Raw genomic sequence first — 17,111 nt, forward strand, 5'->3', positions numbered from 1 at the left:
CTTAAACCCTTTTTTTATTTTGCAGATGCTCACTATAGGCAGTCATGCCGAAGCACGAAGAATCTTTCGTTGCAAGGTTTCAACAAGGCAGAAATTCAAAAGTGCATAACATTTAGCTTTAAGGTATTAAAGTCATATTTTCGCATATGATTAAATTTAGATTACTTACCCTTCTTTTTTTAAGTGTAGCTGTTGTTTCATCTTGTAAAAAAGACGAAGACCCCGAGAAACAGATTGCCGAATTTATCAAAAAGAACAATATTAATGCTACCAAAGATGCTTCGGGATTATATTACCAGATCATTAAGCCTGGCACCGGTTCTTTTACCTATCCAGGTAATACCAGGATAACCATCAAATACGAAGGACGATTGTTAAATGGAAATGTTTTTGATAATGGAGGAGGTAATGAACAGACATTCAACCTGGCTGAGCTAATTCAGGGCTGGAGAATCGGCATTCCTAAAATTCAAAAAGGCGGAGAAATCAGGCTGATCGTTCCTCCAGGTTTGGGTTATGGTAGTAGTGCGGTGGGCCCTATTCCCGGAAATTCGGTACTGGATTTTAATATCCAGCTATTAAATGCTCAATAAGTGTAAAGACTAGGAAAAAAACCGAAGCAGAAAGCTGTTTTCTCGATTTTCTATAATGCCTTTTGGTCTTTCTGCTTTTACCTTTAAGCACTTTAAATTTGTTAAAATAGGTTAAAAATTGCAGCATCTGCATTAAAAGCTTATTTTTGCTGACTATGGTTAAGTTTAAACAAGTTATTTTATTGATATGTCTTACGGGATGCCTTGCCGCCTGTAAAAAAAATGTGCCGGTTGATGATTACGATCCTACGCCACAATTTAAGGCCGATACGGCTGCAATAAGTACTTTTGTTAAGACTAATAATATCCCGGCAACAAAAGATGCCAGTGGTATTTTTTATCAGATTATAGCCCCAGGGTCAGGAAATGTAAGTTATCTAACCTCTACGGTAATTACTGCAGATTATGAGGGTAGATTATTAAATGGTACCATTTTCGACAGTACCAAAGGAACCCCAATTTCTTTTAAACTCGGAAATGTTATTTTAGGATGGCAGTTTGGGATTCAAAAAATACAAAAAGGGGGAAAGATCAGGTTAATTATTCCATCTTACTTCGGTTACGGAACACAATCGCCATCATCATCAATCCCTCCTAATTCAGTACTCGATTTTACTATAACACTTACAGACGTACAATAATAAATGAACAAATTTACTAAACTTGGCCTGTTTACACTTTTACTGGCTACTGTAGTTTTCAGCTCGTGCAAAAAGGACTATGAGTCTATTCAAAGTATAGATGATGCTGCTATAAAAGCTTATATATCAAAAAATAATTTAACACAAATGATCCCTGATCCTGATAAAACAGGGTTTTATTATCAGGCTACTAATCCTACGGATGGAACATTTTTTTTGAATCCTGATTCAGTATTCTATGATATAACAGTGAAATCGATGCAAACTGGTGCAACTTATCTTCAGTCTCCTGTTAATGGTAACTTGGGTACTTATGTAGGTTATTTAAACAGTTTTTTCCAATCGTCTTTATCAACATCCATTACTTATAATATACCTGCATTAAGGACTGCTGCTTTGAGTCTTAAGCCAGGAGGAAGTGCGAGGATATTACTACCATCCTATTTAGCTTTTGGTAAAAATGGAGCAGGTCCGATACCTTCTAATGAGAATCTTGATTTTACGATCAAAACTTATCCGTATCGTAAACAGTGGTTATTTGATGATGATAAAATAAAAAATTTTTTAGCTGCTAAAGGTTTAACCGCAAGTGCGACAAAAGATCCAAGTAGAATTTATTACATCGTTAATACTGTTGGTACTGGTGATGTCATAAATGGGATCGAAAGTACGGTAAATGTAAAATATACAGGCCGTACTTTAGATGGAGCATCTTTTGATTCCAATTCTGATGGTTATTCATCAACTTTAACAAGCCTGATTCAGGCTTGGCAAATTATGATTCCAAAGTTTAAGGTTGGAACAAAATTTAGAATGATTATCCCATCAGATTTGGCTTATGGAAAGTCGGGTAGTGGCGCCATCCCCGGTAACGCAGTATTGGATTTCGATATAGAAATTGTAAGTGTTACGAATTAGATAAAGCCTCTTTAAAAATTTTTAACACTCTTTCCCTTGCAAAAGTATGCTCAACTATTGGTTGGGCATATTTTTTTGTCCCGAATTCTGGTACCCACTTTTTAATATATTCAAATTTAGGATCAAATTTTTTGGTCTGTAATTCAGGATTAAACACCCTAAAGTATGGCGCGGCATCGTTTCCTGAGCCTGATGCCCATTGCCAGCCACCAACATTACTTGCCATTTCGTAATCCAATAAATTTTCTGCAAAATATGCTTCGCCCCAGCGCCAATCAATCAGTAAATGTTTGGTCAGAAAACTGGCTACAATCATACGTACGCGGTTGTGCATCCATCCGGTTTGGTTCAATTGCCGCATTCCGGCATCTACTATCGGGTAACCCGTATTGCCTTCGCGCCAGGCCTTAAATTCACCTTCATTGTTGCGCCATTTAATCTTGTCGTATTGCTTTTTAAAAGAATCGAAAGCCGAGTAGGGGAAGTGCCAAAGTATCATCATGTAAAATTCGCGCCAAGCCAGTTCCGAAAGCCAGACGTTTGATTTTGCATTTATAGCATCGCTTACTGCTTTTCTAATACTTAAAGTGCCAAAACGTAAATGCAGGCCAATATGGGTAGTGCCCTCTGCTGCCGGGAAATCGCGTTCTTTTGCATAATCGTCAAGCTTGTTTTTATAACTGATTTTGGGGAAATCCAGTTTGCTTTTTTCAAAGCTCATTTCTCTCAAAGTTGGAAGAGGCAGGTGTTTGGTTTGCAATAAATTTTTGAGGTATTTTTTGCTGGGATAGGCCTTTACATAAAAATCGTTCAGTTTAGCATGCCATTGTTTATAAAAAGGGGTAAACACCGTATAAGGTGTTTTATCGGCTTTTAAGATTTCATTTTTCTCAAAAATAACCTGATCCTTATATGTTTTAAAGGCAATTTTTTCACTGGCTAAATATTCTGCCGTGTTATCATCACGTTCGCGTGCATAAGGCTCATAATCGTGATTGGTATATACTTCTTTAACATCGAATTGCTTTAAAATTTCAGGCCATATCTTTTCTGGTTCTCCATATTTTACCAATAAATCTGATCCAAGTTGCTGAAGTTCTTTTTTTAAATCTGCAATGGTTTGGTAAATAAAAGTTACACGGGCATCATCTTTTAGTAGTTTATCCAGTATGTTTTTATCAAAGATGAAAAGGGGGAGAACCGGATAATTACTTTTTAGTGCGTGGTATAAGGCAGCATTATCTTCTACACGTAAATCGCGGCGGAACCAGTGAATAGATATTGGAGTCATTTTTTAAAGGTTGTTAAAGAATTTAGATGATTGTAAACGTTTGGAGTTGGGCATTTGGCGTTAATGAACCATAAATACGGTTTTCAATTGGCAGTTTGCGGTTAACAATAAACCTACTTATAAAGATCTTTCAAAGCATCCTCCAAATGTGTGAATTTAAATTTAAACCCAGCATCTAAAATTTTTTGTGCTGAAGTATTATTACTCATTAAAACAGCTTCTACGCGTTCTCCGAGCAATAACGCCAATGCTTTCTTAGGGACTTTAATTGGCCATACCGGGCGATGCAACTGTTTGGCAATGGCTTTGGTTAAGGCGCTGTTGGTTACAGGAAAAGGTGCGCAGGCATTGTAACTGTTCTCCATTTTAAGGTTTTCTATGGCTTCAATATACATTTCAACCATATCATCAATATGTAACCAGGGTGTCCATTGTTTGCCTGTACCTAATGGTGCACCTGCGAATAATTTTACAGGCTGGGCCAATTGTGGCAATGCTCCGCCCTTCCTACTGAAAACAATACCGGTACGGAGTTTTACAACCCTTAGGCTTAGCTTTTTGCCCTGATCTACGGCATTTTCCCATAATTTACAGCACTCAGCTAAAAAACCGTAGCCATTTGGACTCTCCTCAGTTAAAATTTCATCACCACAATCGCCATAAAAGCCAACTGCAGAAGAAGAGACAAAAGATTTGACCTGATGATCAAGCTTGGATTTAATGGCTCTGAAAAGCAGTTCTGTAGATTTTACCCGGCTATCGATAATTTGTTTCTTGCGCCCGTTGGTCCACTTTTTATCTGCAACCGGTTCCCCTGCCAAATGGATGATGGCATCAACACCATTAAGGCAATCTGCATCAATTGTTCCCTTGTACACATCCCAAACAAAACCATTCGGATCATTACTCTTTTTTCGCGAAAGTGTATTTACCTCATAGCCTTTGTTTAACAAATGCTTTTTTAGCTCGGTACCCACTAATCCGGTAGCTCCGGTAATCAGAATTTTTTTTACCATATTTTTAAAACACTGAAGATACAAAAGGGTTTGTTTGCACAACTTAAAATGTATTAATCTGGTTTTAATTCTTTTGTTACCTATTTGTAAAGAATTATTTAGGGGTTTGATGTGGAAGAAAAATAAGATAAATTTGTAAAGCGTTCTTATACCCTTTTCGATAAAAGATGTCCAAAAAAATTTTAGTCTGGTTTAGAAATGATCTTCGCTTGCATGATAACGAAATGCTGGTCGAGGCAATTGCTAAATCTGATTCAATTTTGCCTGTTTACATTCTCGATCCCCGTTCTTTTGGCGAAACCAAATATGGTACGCTGAAAACCGGAAATATTAGAGCACAATTTATTTTAGAGAGTGTTTTAGGCTTACGTAATGCTTTAAAACAGATTGGCGGCAATCTGCTGATTGCAGAAGGTAATCCGGAAGATATTATTCCGCAGCTTGTACAGGAATACGAAATTACCGAAGTATACCATCACCGCGAAGTAGCGCGCGAAGAGACCCATGTTTCTACACTGGTAGAAAATGCACTTTGGAAATTACGTGTTAACCTGAAACATTTTATCGGTCATACCTTATATAATAAAGAAGATCTGCCTTTTCCCATTAAGGATATCCCCGACGCTTTTAACCAGTTTAAAAAGAAAATTGAACGCGATTCGATCATCAAGCCTTGTTTTGCGGCACCAGACCGGATCAATGTGGCTGAAGTGATCGATTGGGGCACCTTATCATCGTTGGAAGATCTTAATCTTTTACTCCACCAGAAAGATCAGCGGGCTGATTTTGAATTTATAGGCGGCGAAGCAGAGGGTTTGGCTCACCTACAGAAGGTGATTCTGGCCATGCAACAGGCTGCAACTACCAAGAATTTAATTCTCGCCTCAAAACTATCTGCCTGGCTGGCTATTGGCAGTTTATCTCCCCGTAAAGTGTATTGGGAAATTAAAAAAATGGAAGGTGTACCCAATACCAAAGCCATGTTCAATCATATTTTATTAGGCCTGCTGTGGAGAGATTATTTCCGTTTTATGTTCAAAAAATACGGTAATACATTCTTCAGTCCCGATGGATTTGGTAGCCAGGGTTTGGTTGATACTGCCAATGAGCAAGAAAATCTCCATAAATGGAAAACTGCACAGACAGGATTTGCAGTGGTAGATGCGGTAATGACGGAGTTAAACCAGACCGGTTTTATTTCGAATATTGCCAGGCAAACGGCTGCGCTATACCTGATCAATAACCTGGAAGTAAGCTGGGTTTTAGGAGCCGCTTATTTTGAAGAAAAACTGATCGATTATAACCCGGCAAGTAACTGGGGCAACTGGGCTAATGTTGCCGGCGTAGGAAACGATCAGAAATCAAAAAGTGTATTCGATTTAGATAAAAACATCAAAAATCTCGACCCAAAAGGCAACTATGCTTTAACTTGGGCATCATAGTTGTATTGACTCAATGATTGAGTGTTGAATGATGAAATTGAATTTTATCGATTGGTACAAGTCGTATTTTTGTCATTCTATAATTTAATAATTCGCTCATTCAATAATTCTCATTTTAATCGAGATTTTTGCCGTTTATATAAGGTAAAATTCTAATTTTGTAGTGCTTATAGTAAATAGTTAATAATGGATAAATTATCTTATCTTAATGGCGCAAACGCCGAATATATAGAGTCTTTATATCAGTCGTATCAACAAGACCCTGAGTCGGTTGAGTTTGGCTGGCAGAAATTTTTCGAAGGTTTCGATTTTGGAAGAGGATCGGAATCACCATCAGTAACCGCAGAAACTCCTGAACATTTTTTAAAAGAGGTTAATGTTTTAAACCTGATTGATGGCTATCGCAGCCGTGGTCACTTGTTTACGCACACCAATCCGGTACGCGAAAGACGTAAACATTTGCCAACTTTAGATCTTGCCAATTTTGGATTATCAGATGCAGATCTGGAAACTGTTTTCAACTCAGGCGTAGAGATTGGTATCGGTGCTGCAAAACTGAAAGATATTGTTGCATTTTTACAACAAACATATGTTGGTTCTATAGGAGCCGAATTTAAATTTTTACGTACACCTGAAGTGTTGAGCTGGATTCAGCAGAAAATGGAGAGTGCACGTAATACCCCTAATTTCTCTATCGAAGAAAAAAAGCGTATTCTCCGGAAATTAAACGAAGCAGTAAGTTTTGAAAACTTCCTTGGAACAAAATTTTTAGGCCAAAAGCGTTTCTCTTTGGAAGGAGCTGAGGCTTTAATTCCTGCATTGGATTCAGTGATTGAAAAAGGTGCTGAATTGGGAATTGAAGAATTTGTAATTGGTATGGCCCACCGCGGACGTTTAAACGTGCTGGCCAATATCATGCAGAAAACCTACAAAGATATTTTTGCAGAGTTTGAAGGCAAAAGTTACAATCCGGATACCCCCTTTGGCGGCGACGTAAAATACCACCTAGGTTACTCAACCGATGTAACTACAAATGCGGGTAAAAGTGTTCATTTAAGTTTATGTCCTAACCCATCGCACCTTGAAACTGTTGATGGTGTGGTAGAAGGCATGAGCCGTTCTAAAATCGATTTTAAATATGGTGGCGACAATAGCCGTTTAGCGCCGATTTTGATCCATGGTGATGCTTCAGTTGCCGGACAGGGTATTGTTTACGAAGTAATCCAGATGGCAGGACTTGAAGGTTACAAAACCGGTGGTACTATCCACCTGGTGATCAATAACCAGATCGGTTTCACTACCAATTATAAAGATGCACGTACCAGTACTTACTGTACCGATATTGCTAAAGTAACGTTATCTCCTGTTTTCCACGTAAATGGCGATGATCCTGAAGCCTTGGTTTATGCGATCAATTTAGCAATGGAATACCGTCAGAAATACAAAAACGACGTTTTTATTGATATTCTTTGCTACCGTCGGTTCGGTCACAATGAGTCTGATGAGCCTAAGTTCACTCAGCCTTTGTTGTACAAAACCATCGAAAAACACCCTAACCCAAGGGAAATTTATATCGATCAGTTAACCAAAGAAGGTAAGTTAGAAGCTGGTTTGGCAAAAGAAATGGAAAAAGATTTCCGCGGTATTTTGCAGGAACGTTTAAATGAAGCCAAAGAGTTTGTTGCCGGTAACGCTGAAGTTAAATTTGGTGGTGCCTGGGCAGATCTTCGGATGGCAACACCTAAAGATTTCGAATCTTCGCCGGTTACTGCGGTTAAAAAATCTACTTTGCTTGAAATCGGTAAACGCATTACTGCTTTACCTTCAAATAAAAAGTTCTTCAAAAAAATTGAAAAATTATTTTTGGAAAGAACTAAAATGGTTAACGAAACACATGTTTTCGACTGGGCAATGGGCGAGCAATTGGCTTATGGCACTTTGTTATCAGAAGGTAAACGCGTTCGTTTAAGTGGCCAGGATGTTGAACGTGGTACTTTCTCTCACCGTCATGCCGTTTTAACACTTGAAGACAGCGAGGAAGAATATGTACCATTGGCAAATATTTCTGATCAACAGGCTGCATTTGACATTTATAACTCGCACTTATCAGAGTACGGCGTTTTAGGTTTCGAATACGGTTATGCCATGGCTAACCCTAATGCTTTAACCATCTGGGAAGCACAATTTGGAGATTTCTTTAATGGTGCACAGATTGTAGTAGACCAGTATGTAGCTAGTGCCGAAACCAAATGGCAGCGCGAAAACGGTTTGGTAATGTTATTGCCGCACGGTTATGAAGGTCAGGGCCCGGAACATTCATCAGCACGTATTGAGCGTTTTATGGAGCTTTGTGCCGATTATAATATGCAGGTAACCAATTGTACCACTCCTGCCAACTTTTTCCATGTTTTACGTCGCCAGTTTAAACGCGATTTCCGTAAACCACTAATCGTATTTACACCTAAAAGTTTATTAAGGCATCCGGCTTGTGTTTCTAAATTAGAAGAATTTACTGAGGGTGGTTTTAAAGAAGTAATTGATGATGTAAATGCTAAAGTTGCAGACATCACCCGCGTTGTTTTCTGTAGTGGTAAAATTTACTATGAATTGCTGGAGAAACAACAGGCTGATAAGATCAAACACGTAGCTTTGGTTCGTGTTGAGCAGTTGTACCCAACCCCGGTTGATCAGCTGGAAGCCATCAAGAAAAAATATAAAAATGCAAAAGAAATTTTCTGGGTACAGGAAGAGCCAGAGAACATGGGCGCATGGCCATATTTGTTCCGTAAGTTGTACAAAACTGCATTAAAAGGTATTGAAGTAATTTCGAGAAGAGAGAGCAGCAGTACAGCTACAGGTTTTGCAAAACAGCATGCTAATCAACAAGCTTATATTTTGGCAAAAGCTTTAGAAATTTCGGTTACGGAAGATGTGAAAGACATTGCAAAGAAGGCAACAAAGAAATTAGTTCAGATCGATTAAATGAGGCTTAAGGCGTAAGGTTTGAGGTATAGGGTATAAGCACCTGAACAGTTCAACTTTACAGCATTAACCTTTAACAATAAAAAAACATAACAAAAATGAGTTTAGAGATAAAAGTTCCACCTGTTGGTGAGTCGATAACCGAAGTTGTTTTATCACGTTGGATAAAAAACGATGGCGATGTTGTTGAAATGGATGAAGTAATTGCTGAATTAGAATCAGATAAAGCTACATTCGAATTAACTGCAGAACAAGCTGGAACTTTAAAAACCATAGCCGCCGAAGGCGATACTTTAGCCATTGGTGCAGTAGTTTGTAAAATTGAAGATGGTGGTTCAGCACCTGCGAAAGCTGACGCACCAAAAGCTGAAGAAAAAGCAGTTGTTGCTGAAGAAAAAGCTGCAGCTCCTGTTGCTGAAAAATCAGGCGAAAGCTACGCTACTGGTACTCCTTCACCTGCTGCGGGTAAAATCCTTGCTGAAAAAGGTATTGATGCTTCTACAGTAAAAGGTACTGGTGTTGATGGCCGTATTACCAAAGATGATGCTGTTAAAGCTGAAGCTGGTAAAAAAGCTGAAGCGCCTAAAGCCAGTGCTCCGGTTGCTGCTGCTGCACCTGCTGGTAGCCGTGTCGAGCGTCGTGAGAAAATGTCTCCATTACGCAGAACAGTTGCAAAACGTTTGGTTGCCGTTAAAAACGAAACCGCGATGTTAACCACCTTTAACGAGGTTAACATGAAACCAATTATGGATTTACGCGCAAAGTATAAAGATCAGTTTAAGGAGAAATTTGGTGTTGGTTTAGGTTTCATGAGCTTTTTTACAAAAGCCGTTACCGAAGCATTAAAAGATTTCCCGGCGGTTAATGGTCGTATCGAAGGTGATGAAATTGTTTACAATGATTTTGCTGATATTTCGATCGCAGTTTCTGCGCCAAAAGGTTTGGTGGTTCCGGTTATCCGTAATGCAGAGAGCATGACTTTAGCTCAAATTGAAAAATCGGTATTGGAGCTAGCTTTAAAAGCGCGCGATAGCAAATTAACCATCGAAGAAATGACCGGAGGAACATTTACCATTACTAACGGAGGTGTTTTTGGTTCAATGATGTCGACTCCGATTATCAATGCACCACAATCGGCCATTTTAGGTATGCACAATATTGTTGAGCGTCCGGTTGCCGAAAAAGGTGAAGTGGTAATCCGTCCGATGATGTATGTTGCTTTATCTTACGATCACAGAATTATTGACGGACGTGAGTCGGTTGGTTTCTTGGTTCGTGTGAAACAATTATTGGAAGATCCGGCTAGGTTGTTATTGGGTATCTAGACATTTAAATCCCTTAAGGGGACTCTACACGTTTATAAGGAAGTCAAGTTTTAATGGCCAATGTGCTATAAAAACTTGACTTCTTTTTTATACCAGGAAAATGAAATTAACGTTTAACTCAAAATTCCTCTTTATTTTTCTTGCGATATTCTTATCTGAAATCTTAATCGCAAAATATCTTCATGATGTATTTATTCGCCCTTTTGGTGGCGACGTGCTCGTGGTTGTCTTAATCTATGCTTTTTTAAGATCTTTTCTGAAAGCCAATAACCGAAAGCTGGCTTTAGGTGTACTGCTTTTTGCTTTCCTGATCGAGTTCCTTCAGAAATTAAATTACGTAACCTGGTTTGGTTGGGAAAACAACAAATTAATGAGCACCATACTGGGTACTTCCTTTAGCGTTTATGATTTGCTCGCTTATTTTGTAGGTTACCTGATCTGTTTGTGTTTTAGAGATTGAGCGCAGGTATTGTATCCTCATCCTTGTCGTCATCTCGACTGGAGCAAAGCGGAATGGAGAGATCTTTTTCCTAAGTTTTAATCCAAAAATTTCTCCTTCGAAGGAGTTCCTTTGGAACACTACTGTCGAAATGATGATTCTAGCTAAGATTTAGACAATGCTCTAATTGGTTTAATATCCAGCTGTTTAAACTCTACCTCGCTACCTTCTGCCTGTAGGGCAATCTGTCCGCTACTTGCCGTACAATTGGTGCCATAATTTACCAATGTGCCATTTACCCAAACTTTAACTTCATTGTTAAGGCACTGTATCACCATGGTATTCCATTCGCCAACAGGTTTTTCACTATTATCTGTTAAATTTTTAATGCGGCGGAGTTTGTTTCCGTTTACACCCCAGTTTTCTTTCGGGCCACGTCTGGCAAGCATATCAGGTACCGTAATATCTTCTTCAATACACCAGAAATCACCTGCATCCAGATGTTGCATTTGCACTTCCAAAGATTTTGGGAACATACCATACAAAGCCCTTGGCGTAGAGGCATGTACCAGAACACCGCAGTTGCCAGGTTTACCTGCAAAACGGTATTGTACGGTTAATTGGTAGTTTTTATAAATTTTATCGGTTATTAAATGCCCGCCCGGAGTACCTAAACTTACCAGCATACCATTGCGTACAATAAATGGGTTAATGGTATCGGGTTTCTTATCCATAGCGGGAACATCTACATGCCAGCCTTTTAAATCTTTGCCATTAAAAAGGCTCTTTTGGGCTAATGCAGGTAGGCTAAATGTAATGAACAGGAGTAGGATAGTATATAATTTCATAGCATATTTGGTTTTATCAAATATATTCTAAAAAAATGGAAAATAATGATGTTTGTCACCCTGAATGAAATAAGGATCTTCTGGATTCTTAACTGGGTTCAGCATTTCGCCTGTAATCCCAATAGCTTTATCGTCGTTCCTTCTTATACTTATAATGGCAAGTGCTTTTTAAATAAAAAGCCCATCTCAGTTAAGAAATGGGCTTTTTTGTATTTTTGTCACCCTGAATTTATTTTACAGGTAGAAATTATATTTTGATTTACCTTGTAATTACTTCGTGGTCAGGGGTTTGCCTGCGCCAGATTGATGCTGAAACAAATTCAGCAAGAAGTGTTTCTCTTTAATCCTCTACAATTTCGCTGTTGATGCTCACCTCGTCTTTTACATCTTCTTTAAAGTAATTTTTCTGAAAGATGAGGATCAGGATCACGCCGACAGAAATTGCTGCATCTGCAAGGTTAAAAACAGGTCTGAAGAAAACAAACTCTTCGCCACCCCAAATTGGGAACCAGCCAGGGAAATGTCCTTCGGCAATCGGGAAGTAGAACATATCAACTACACGGCCATGGAACCAGCTTTCGTAACCATAAATTTTGCCATAAAAAACCGAATCGATAATATTGCCCAACGCACCCGAAAAAATCAAAGCCACATTTAAGATCAACCCACGGTGATATTTATGTTTAATCAGATAATGTAAGCCATAACCAATACCTGCAACAGCAGCAATCCGGAAGAGTGATAAGGCCAATTTACCGAACTCGCCACCAAACTCCATTCCAAAGGCCATGCCGTTATTTTCGGTAAAATGGATAATGAACCACTTGCCAATAATATTGAATTCCTGGCCCAGGTACATATGCGTTTTAACCCAGGTTTTAACCAGCTGATCAGCCAGTAAAACCAAAAAGATTACAACTAAAGGTTTTGTATAGCCTTTCATTAACCCTGCTTTAATTTAGCTTCCATGCTTAAAGTTGCATGCGGAACTGCACGTAAACGCTCTTTTTGGATCAATTTACCGGTTTCGCGGCAAATGCCATAAGTTTTGTTTTCGATACGCACCAATGCGTTCTCTAGGTTATCAATAAATTTTTTCTGACGGGCAGCCAATTGATTGATCTGTTCTTTTTCCATTGTTGCAGAACCATCTTCCAGTGTTTTGTAAGCACCCGAAGTATCTTCCGTTCCGTTAGCATTAGGATTACTTAATGATGCGGTAAGCGCATTAAGTTCTTCTTTCGCCATACGCAATTTATCTTGGATCAATTCTTTAAATTCCTGAAGTTCACTGTCTGAGTAGCGTGTTTTATTACTGTTTTCCATGTTTTTAATTTAGTTTTCTAATATATGGATTTATATTTTAGTTACCGAAATGCTTAACTCAACATCATCAATGGTGATTTTGTTTGCATTAGTTACAGTATCTGTTAATTCTAATTCGTCGGCCAATATTTCCGCGCAAATGTAGCCCTTGTTTTTGGCAACTGCACTGGCTACCAAGTTATCATTTTGTAACGAAACTTTAATCCTATCGGTCACCTCAAAATTTAATTCTTTACGTAAATTCTGGATGCGGTTAACCAGCTCGCGCGAAATTCCTTCCTGTTTCAGCTCATCGGTAATGGTCACATCTAAAGCAACGGTTAAGCTGCCCAGGTTAGTTACCTGCCATCCTGGAATATCTTCGGCAAAAACCTCTACATCATCATTTAAATCAATAGCATGCTGGAAATTATCACTACCAAAAACATTAATGTAGCCATCAACTTCCAAACGCTGGATGTCGTCCTGGTTCATATTTTCTAAAGCCTGCTTCACAATGCTCATATCCTTGCCTACTTTTTTACCCAACGATTTAAAGTTCGGTTTCAGCTTTTTCTTTACGATGCCATGTGTATCGGTAATGAATTCGATATGTTTCACATTCGTTTCAGAAAGAATATAATCGGCAACTTTTGAGATTTTTTGTTCGAAATCGCCATTTAAAGATGGGATTAAGATTTTCTCGAGCGGCTGACGCACATTGATGCCCGACTTTTTACGCAATGATAAAACCATTGATGAAATATCCTGTGCATAAAGCATTCTTTCGTTCAGTGCATTATCGATCAGGCTTTGATCAGCTTCATTCCATAAGGTCAGGTGAACCGATTCTTCGGCATGAGCATCGGTAACTGTTAAGTTGCGGTATAACCAATCGGCAAAGAAAGGTGCCACAGGACTCATCAGCTGTGCCAAAGTTTCTAAACAGGTAAACAATGTTTCGTAAGCAGCACGTTTATCATCTGTCATTTCGCCTTTCCAGAAACGGCGGCGGCTTAACCTGATGTACCAGTTGCTTAAGTGCTCATCAACAAAGGTTTGGATAGCACGTGTAGCTTTAGTTGGCTCATAAGTATTGTAACTTTCGTCAACTTCGCTGATCAGGTTTTGTAATAACGATAAGATCCAACGGTCTAGCTCCGTCCGGTTTTCTACTTTGCTCAGGTTGTTTTTGTCGATTTCGAATTTATCGATATTGGCATATAAGGCAAAGAAAGCATAGGTATTGTAAAGCGTTCCAAAGAATTTACGGCGTACCTCGTCTAAGCCTTCTAAACTAAATTTAAGGTTATCCCATGGTGAGGCATTGCTGATCATGTACCAACGGGTAGCATCGGCACTATAAGTTTCGATGGTGTTGAACGGATCGATGGCGTTACCTAAACGTTTCGACATTTTGTTACCGTTTTTATCCAGTACCAATCCGTTCGAAACCACATTTTTAAAGGCTACACCAGGATTGCCCACTTTTGCATTTACGGCTTTAATTTCATCACTGGCTTCGCTAAGCATTACCGCTATGGCATGCAGGGTAAAAAACCAGCCACGGGTCTGATCTACACCTTCTGCAATAAAATCGGCAGCATAGGCATTTTCAAACTCTTCTTTGTTTTCGAAAGGGAAATGCCATTGTGCATAAGGCATGGCGCCGCTATCAAACCAAACATCGATAAGGTCAGTTTCGCGGGTCATTTTTTCGCCTTTTGATGAAGTTAAAATTACATCATCAACATAAGGGCGGTGCATATCTTTCAGTTCGAAACCTGCCGGCATAAAACCTGCTTCGATCGATTTGGCGATCTCTGCATTCAGTTCAGCAATAGAGCCGATGCATTTTTCTTCCAGTCCGTCGGCAGTACGCCAGATCGGCAATGGTGTTCCCCAATAACGCGAGCGCGATAAGTTCCAGTCGACAAGGTTTTCCAACCAGTTACCAAAACGGCCTGTTCCGGTCGATTCTGGCTTCCAGTTGATGCCTTTGTTCAATTCTACCATTTTATCCTTAACGGCAGTGGTTTTAATAAACCAGCTGTCCAGCGGATAGTATAAAACAGGTTTATCCGTTCTCCAGCAATGTGGATAGGTGTGCACGTATTTCTCTACCTTAAAGGCTTTGTTTTCTTCTTTTAACTGAATGGCAATTTCTACGTCGACAGATTTTTCCGGCGCTTCGCCATCTTTGTAATATTCGTTTTTAACGTATTTGCCGCCGTAATTTCCACCAAGGGTTGCAATGAATTTTCCTTGTAGATCTACCAATGGAACTGCATTTCCCTTCTCATCCAATACCAACATTGGTGGTACCTCTGGTGTAGCCAGTTTAGCTACCCGGGCATCATCAGCACCAAAAGTAGGTGCAGTGTGCACAATACCGGTACCATCTTCGGTGGTCACAAAATCTCCGGAGATTACCCTAAAAGCATTTTCCGGGTTCTGATAAGGTAATGCATATGGCAATAGCTGTTCGTATTTAATGCCCACCAGATCGGCGCCCACAAATTCTGCTAAAACAGCATAAGGGATCTTTTTATCTTCCGATTTGTAGTTCGTAAAAGCTTCATCACCTTCGGCCAAGAAATATTTTCCGGCAAATTGTTTACTCACCAAAGCTTTGGCCAGCACCACCTGGATAGGCTCGAAAGTATATTGATTAAAGGTTTTAACCAATACATAGTCGATTTTAGGCCCTACAGTTAAAGCTGTGTTGCTCGGTAGGGTCCATGGTGTGGTTGTCCAGGCTAAAAAGTGAACTGTACCAAAGCCTTTTAAAGCTTCAGGTAAAGTCGATTCGATGGTTTTAAACTGTGCCACTATGGTGGTGTCGCTTACATCTTTGTAGGTTCCTGGCTGGTTTAACTCGTGCGAGCTTAAACCTGTACCTGCAGCAGGCGAGTAAGGTTGTACAGTATATCCTTTATATAAAAATCCTTTATCGTAAAGCTGTTTTAAAATCCACCAAAGGCTTTCAATGTATTCGTTTTCGTAAGTAATGTATGGATTTTCAAGGTCGACCCAATACCCCATTTTTTCGGTCAGGTCGTTCCAAACATCTGTATAACGCATTACCTCGGTACGGCAGGCTTCATTATACTCATCAACACTGATCTTTTTACCGATGTCTTCTTTGGTGATGCCCAGTTTTTTCTCCACGGCAAGTTCGATCGGAAGACCATGTGTGTCCCAACCACCTTTACGTTTAACCTGGTAGCCTTTTAAAGTTTTATAACGGCAAAAAATATCCTTAATCGCACGCGCCATTACGTGGTGAATACCCGGCATGCCATTGGCAGAGGGTGGACCTTCGTAAAAAGTAAACGGATTAGATTTAGGACGGGATGAAATGCTTTTTTCAAAGATGTTTTCCTTTTTCCAAAAATCCAGTATTTCTTGCCCTATTTTGGCAAGTTCCAATTGTTTAAATTCGCTATACATCAATTAAGTACCTCAAAAAATTAAGGTTGCAAAGTTAACAGTATTGACTGAATTTTGGTAGTTTTGATGTAAATACTTTTAACGTGAAATTATTTAATATCGGGCTTACATTGATGATTATTGCCGTAATTGCATTGCCAATTGTTGCGGTTATCAACCCATCCAACCGCGATTTTGTGCTTTATGCATTTTATTTCTGCGGCCTGCTCGAACTAATTGGGCTCATCTTTGTTTTATTTCATATTATCACACTAAAAAGAAAGAACCCATGATCAAGCTGTTGAAATTGCAAAAAGCTGTTTTCGTACTTGTTGCGGGCCTGCTTTCTTTTATTGCCTATAAAGTTTTAGATGCCAACCACGTTAAAGGAAGTATTTATCTGCAAATGCTGGCAGGTGTGCTCGTCATTATTGGTGCATTATGGCTGTTATACCCCATTTTATTTGCCAAAAAGGATAAAGATGGTAATGCCGAAATCATTACCGATCCAACGGTCGAAGTTCCGGTAGATGAAGAGGAAAAAACAGAAATATAAACTTACTCCAAAAAAGGTAAAGCCTATTGGTGGTGGTGAGCTGGAGCAAGCCCAAAGCCAAAGTGTACATCTGTGGTAAAAACCCTTAACTTAATGATATTGAGCCCTATCCTGGCTGAGAGAACGTTTTTGAAAAGCAAAAGTTGTGCGCTATTTTAATGTTTGCCCTGCTGTACGCTGTAGCCCTCATGCTTCGGGGCTGCCGCTTCCATAAGGTTTGGGTACTTGGGACGGAGTAGGAAACAGGGCTTTCTTTCCATAGCCTTAAATTTTTTCAAAAAAAATAAATTTCAAATAGGGGTAAATCTCTTGTGAGTTGTAAT

The 17,111-nt window shown here is 39.3% G+C and carries 15 protein-coding genes; 9 read left to right on the plus strand and 6 right to left on the minus strand.

Features of this window, described 5'->3' with window-relative positions:
* The first annotated feature begins 146 nt into the window (after window positions 1-146).
* The 3 genes from ACFSR6_RS12765 to ACFSR6_RS12775 all read left to right on the plus strand — a co-directional run bounded on the left by ACFSR6_RS12765 (window position 147) and on the right by ACFSR6_RS12775 (window position 2,152).
* On the plus strand, window positions 147-593 hold the full coding sequence (locus ACFSR6_RS12765; RefSeq protein WP_379079477.1) for an FKBP-type peptidyl-prolyl cis-trans isomerase: 447 nt from the start codon (window positions 147-149) through the stop codon (window positions 591-593).
* 155 nt (window positions 594-748) lie between these two features.
* Entirely contained in the window at window positions 749-1,234 is a 486-nt protein-coding gene (locus tag ACFSR6_RS12770) for an FKBP-type peptidyl-prolyl cis-trans isomerase (RefSeq protein WP_379079480.1), read from the plus strand.
* A gap of 3 nt (window positions 1,235-1,237) precedes the next feature.
* Window positions 1,238-2,152 carry an FKBP-type peptidyl-prolyl cis-trans isomerase gene (locus ACFSR6_RS12775; protein ID WP_379079483.1) on the plus strand — a complete coding sequence of 305 codons (915 nt, stop codon included), beginning with the start codon at window positions 1,238-1,240 and terminating at the stop codon, window positions 2,150-2,152.
* On the opposite strand, the gene ACFSR6_RS12780 is transcribed toward ACFSR6_RS12775, so the two are convergent.
* Together ACFSR6_RS12780 and ACFSR6_RS12785 are read right to left on the minus strand one after the other, a co-directional pair.
* Window positions 2,142-3,443, minus strand: coding sequence for a cryptochrome/photolyase family protein (locus ACFSR6_RS12780; RefSeq protein WP_379079486.1), 1,302 nt, complete (start codon window positions 3,441-3,443; stop codon window positions 2,142-2,144). The genes ACFSR6_RS12775 and ACFSR6_RS12780 overlap by 11 nt on opposite strands.
* A 113-nt stretch (window positions 3,444-3,556) precedes the next feature.
* Window positions 3,557-4,459 carry a TIGR01777 family oxidoreductase gene (locus ACFSR6_RS12785; RefSeq protein WP_379079489.1) on the minus strand — a complete coding sequence of 301 codons (903 nt, stop codon included), beginning with the start codon at window positions 4,457-4,459 and terminating at the stop codon, window positions 3,557-3,559.
* A 167-nt stretch (window positions 4,460-4,626) separates the two neighbouring features.
* On the opposite strand from ACFSR6_RS12785, the gene ACFSR6_RS12790 reads away from it, so the two are divergent.
* From ACFSR6_RS12790 to ACFSR6_RS12805, 4 genes are all read left to right on the plus strand, one after another.
* Window positions 4,627-5,901, plus strand: coding sequence for a DASH family cryptochrome (locus tag ACFSR6_RS12790; protein WP_379079492.1), 1,275 nt, complete (start codon window positions 4,627-4,629; stop codon window positions 5,899-5,901).
* A gap of 186 nt (window positions 5,902-6,087) precedes the next feature.
* Window positions 6,088-8,883: a 2-oxoglutarate dehydrogenase E1 component gene (locus tag ACFSR6_RS12795; RefSeq protein WP_379079495.1), complete on the plus strand. Its 2,796-nt coding sequence runs from the start codon at window positions 6,088-6,090 to the stop codon at window positions 8,881-8,883.
* Window positions 8,884-8,981: 98 nt separating this feature from the next.
* The gene (gene odhB, locus ACFSR6_RS12800) at window positions 8,982-10,208 is read left to right on the plus strand and encodes a 2-oxoglutarate dehydrogenase complex dihydrolipoyllysine-residue succinyltransferase (RefSeq protein WP_379079498.1); all 1,227 of its coding nucleotides are present in this window, start codon (window positions 8,982-8,984) and stop codon (window positions 10,206-10,208) included.
* A 100-nt stretch (window positions 10,209-10,308) separates the two neighbouring features.
* Window positions 10,309-10,668 (plus strand): ribosomal maturation YjgA family protein, encoded by a 360-nt coding sequence (locus ACFSR6_RS12805; protein WP_379079501.1) that lies wholly within the window; start codon window positions 10,309-10,311, stop codon window positions 10,666-10,668.
* A gap of 143 nt (window positions 10,669-10,811) precedes the next feature.
* Here the strand turns inward: ACFSR6_RS12805 and ACFSR6_RS12810 are convergent, their stop codons facing one another.
* The 4 genes from ACFSR6_RS12810 to ileS form a co-directional block, all read right to left on the minus strand.
* Complete coding sequence (locus ACFSR6_RS12810; RefSeq protein ID WP_379079504.1) at window positions 10,812-11,495, minus strand: 3-keto-disaccharide hydrolase; 684 nt, start codon at window positions 11,493-11,495, stop codon at window positions 10,812-10,814.
* A 340-nt stretch (window positions 11,496-11,835) separates the two neighbouring features.
* Window positions 11,836-12,438, minus strand: coding sequence for a lipoprotein signal peptidase (locus tag ACFSR6_RS12815; protein ID WP_379079507.1), 603 nt, complete (start codon window positions 12,436-12,438; stop codon window positions 11,836-11,838).
* Complete coding sequence (locus tag ACFSR6_RS12820) at window positions 12,438-12,821, minus strand: TraR/DksA family transcriptional regulator (protein WP_039481375.1); 384 nt, start codon at window positions 12,819-12,821, stop codon at window positions 12,438-12,440. Before ACFSR6_RS12820 ends, ACFSR6_RS12815 begins: the two co-directional genes overlap by 1 nt.
* Before the next feature lie 30 nt (window positions 12,822-12,851).
* Window positions 12,852-16,253, minus strand: a complete 3,402-nt coding sequence (gene ileS / locus ACFSR6_RS12825; RefSeq protein WP_379079511.1) for an isoleucine--tRNA ligase — start codon at window positions 16,251-16,253, stop codon at window positions 12,852-12,854.
* An 83-nt stretch (window positions 16,254-16,336) separates the two neighbouring features.
* Between ileS and ACFSR6_RS12830 the strand changes: the two genes are divergently transcribed.
* Entirely contained in the window at window positions 16,337-16,525 is a 189-nt protein-coding gene (locus ACFSR6_RS12830) for a hypothetical protein (RefSeq protein ID WP_379079514.1), read from the plus strand.
* Window positions 16,522-16,788 (plus strand): isoleucyl-tRNA synthetase, encoded by a 267-nt coding sequence (locus tag ACFSR6_RS12835; protein WP_379079517.1) that lies wholly within the window; start codon window positions 16,522-16,524, stop codon window positions 16,786-16,788. The genes ACFSR6_RS12830 and ACFSR6_RS12835 overlap by 4 nt, the downstream gene beginning before the upstream one ends.
* Window positions 16,789-17,111: the final 323 nt, after the last annotated feature.

The organism is Pedobacter vanadiisoli (assembly GCF_042684385.1).
Lineage (GTDB): Bacteria > Bacteroidota > Bacteroidia > Sphingobacteriales > Sphingobacteriaceae > Pedobacter > Pedobacter vanadiisoli.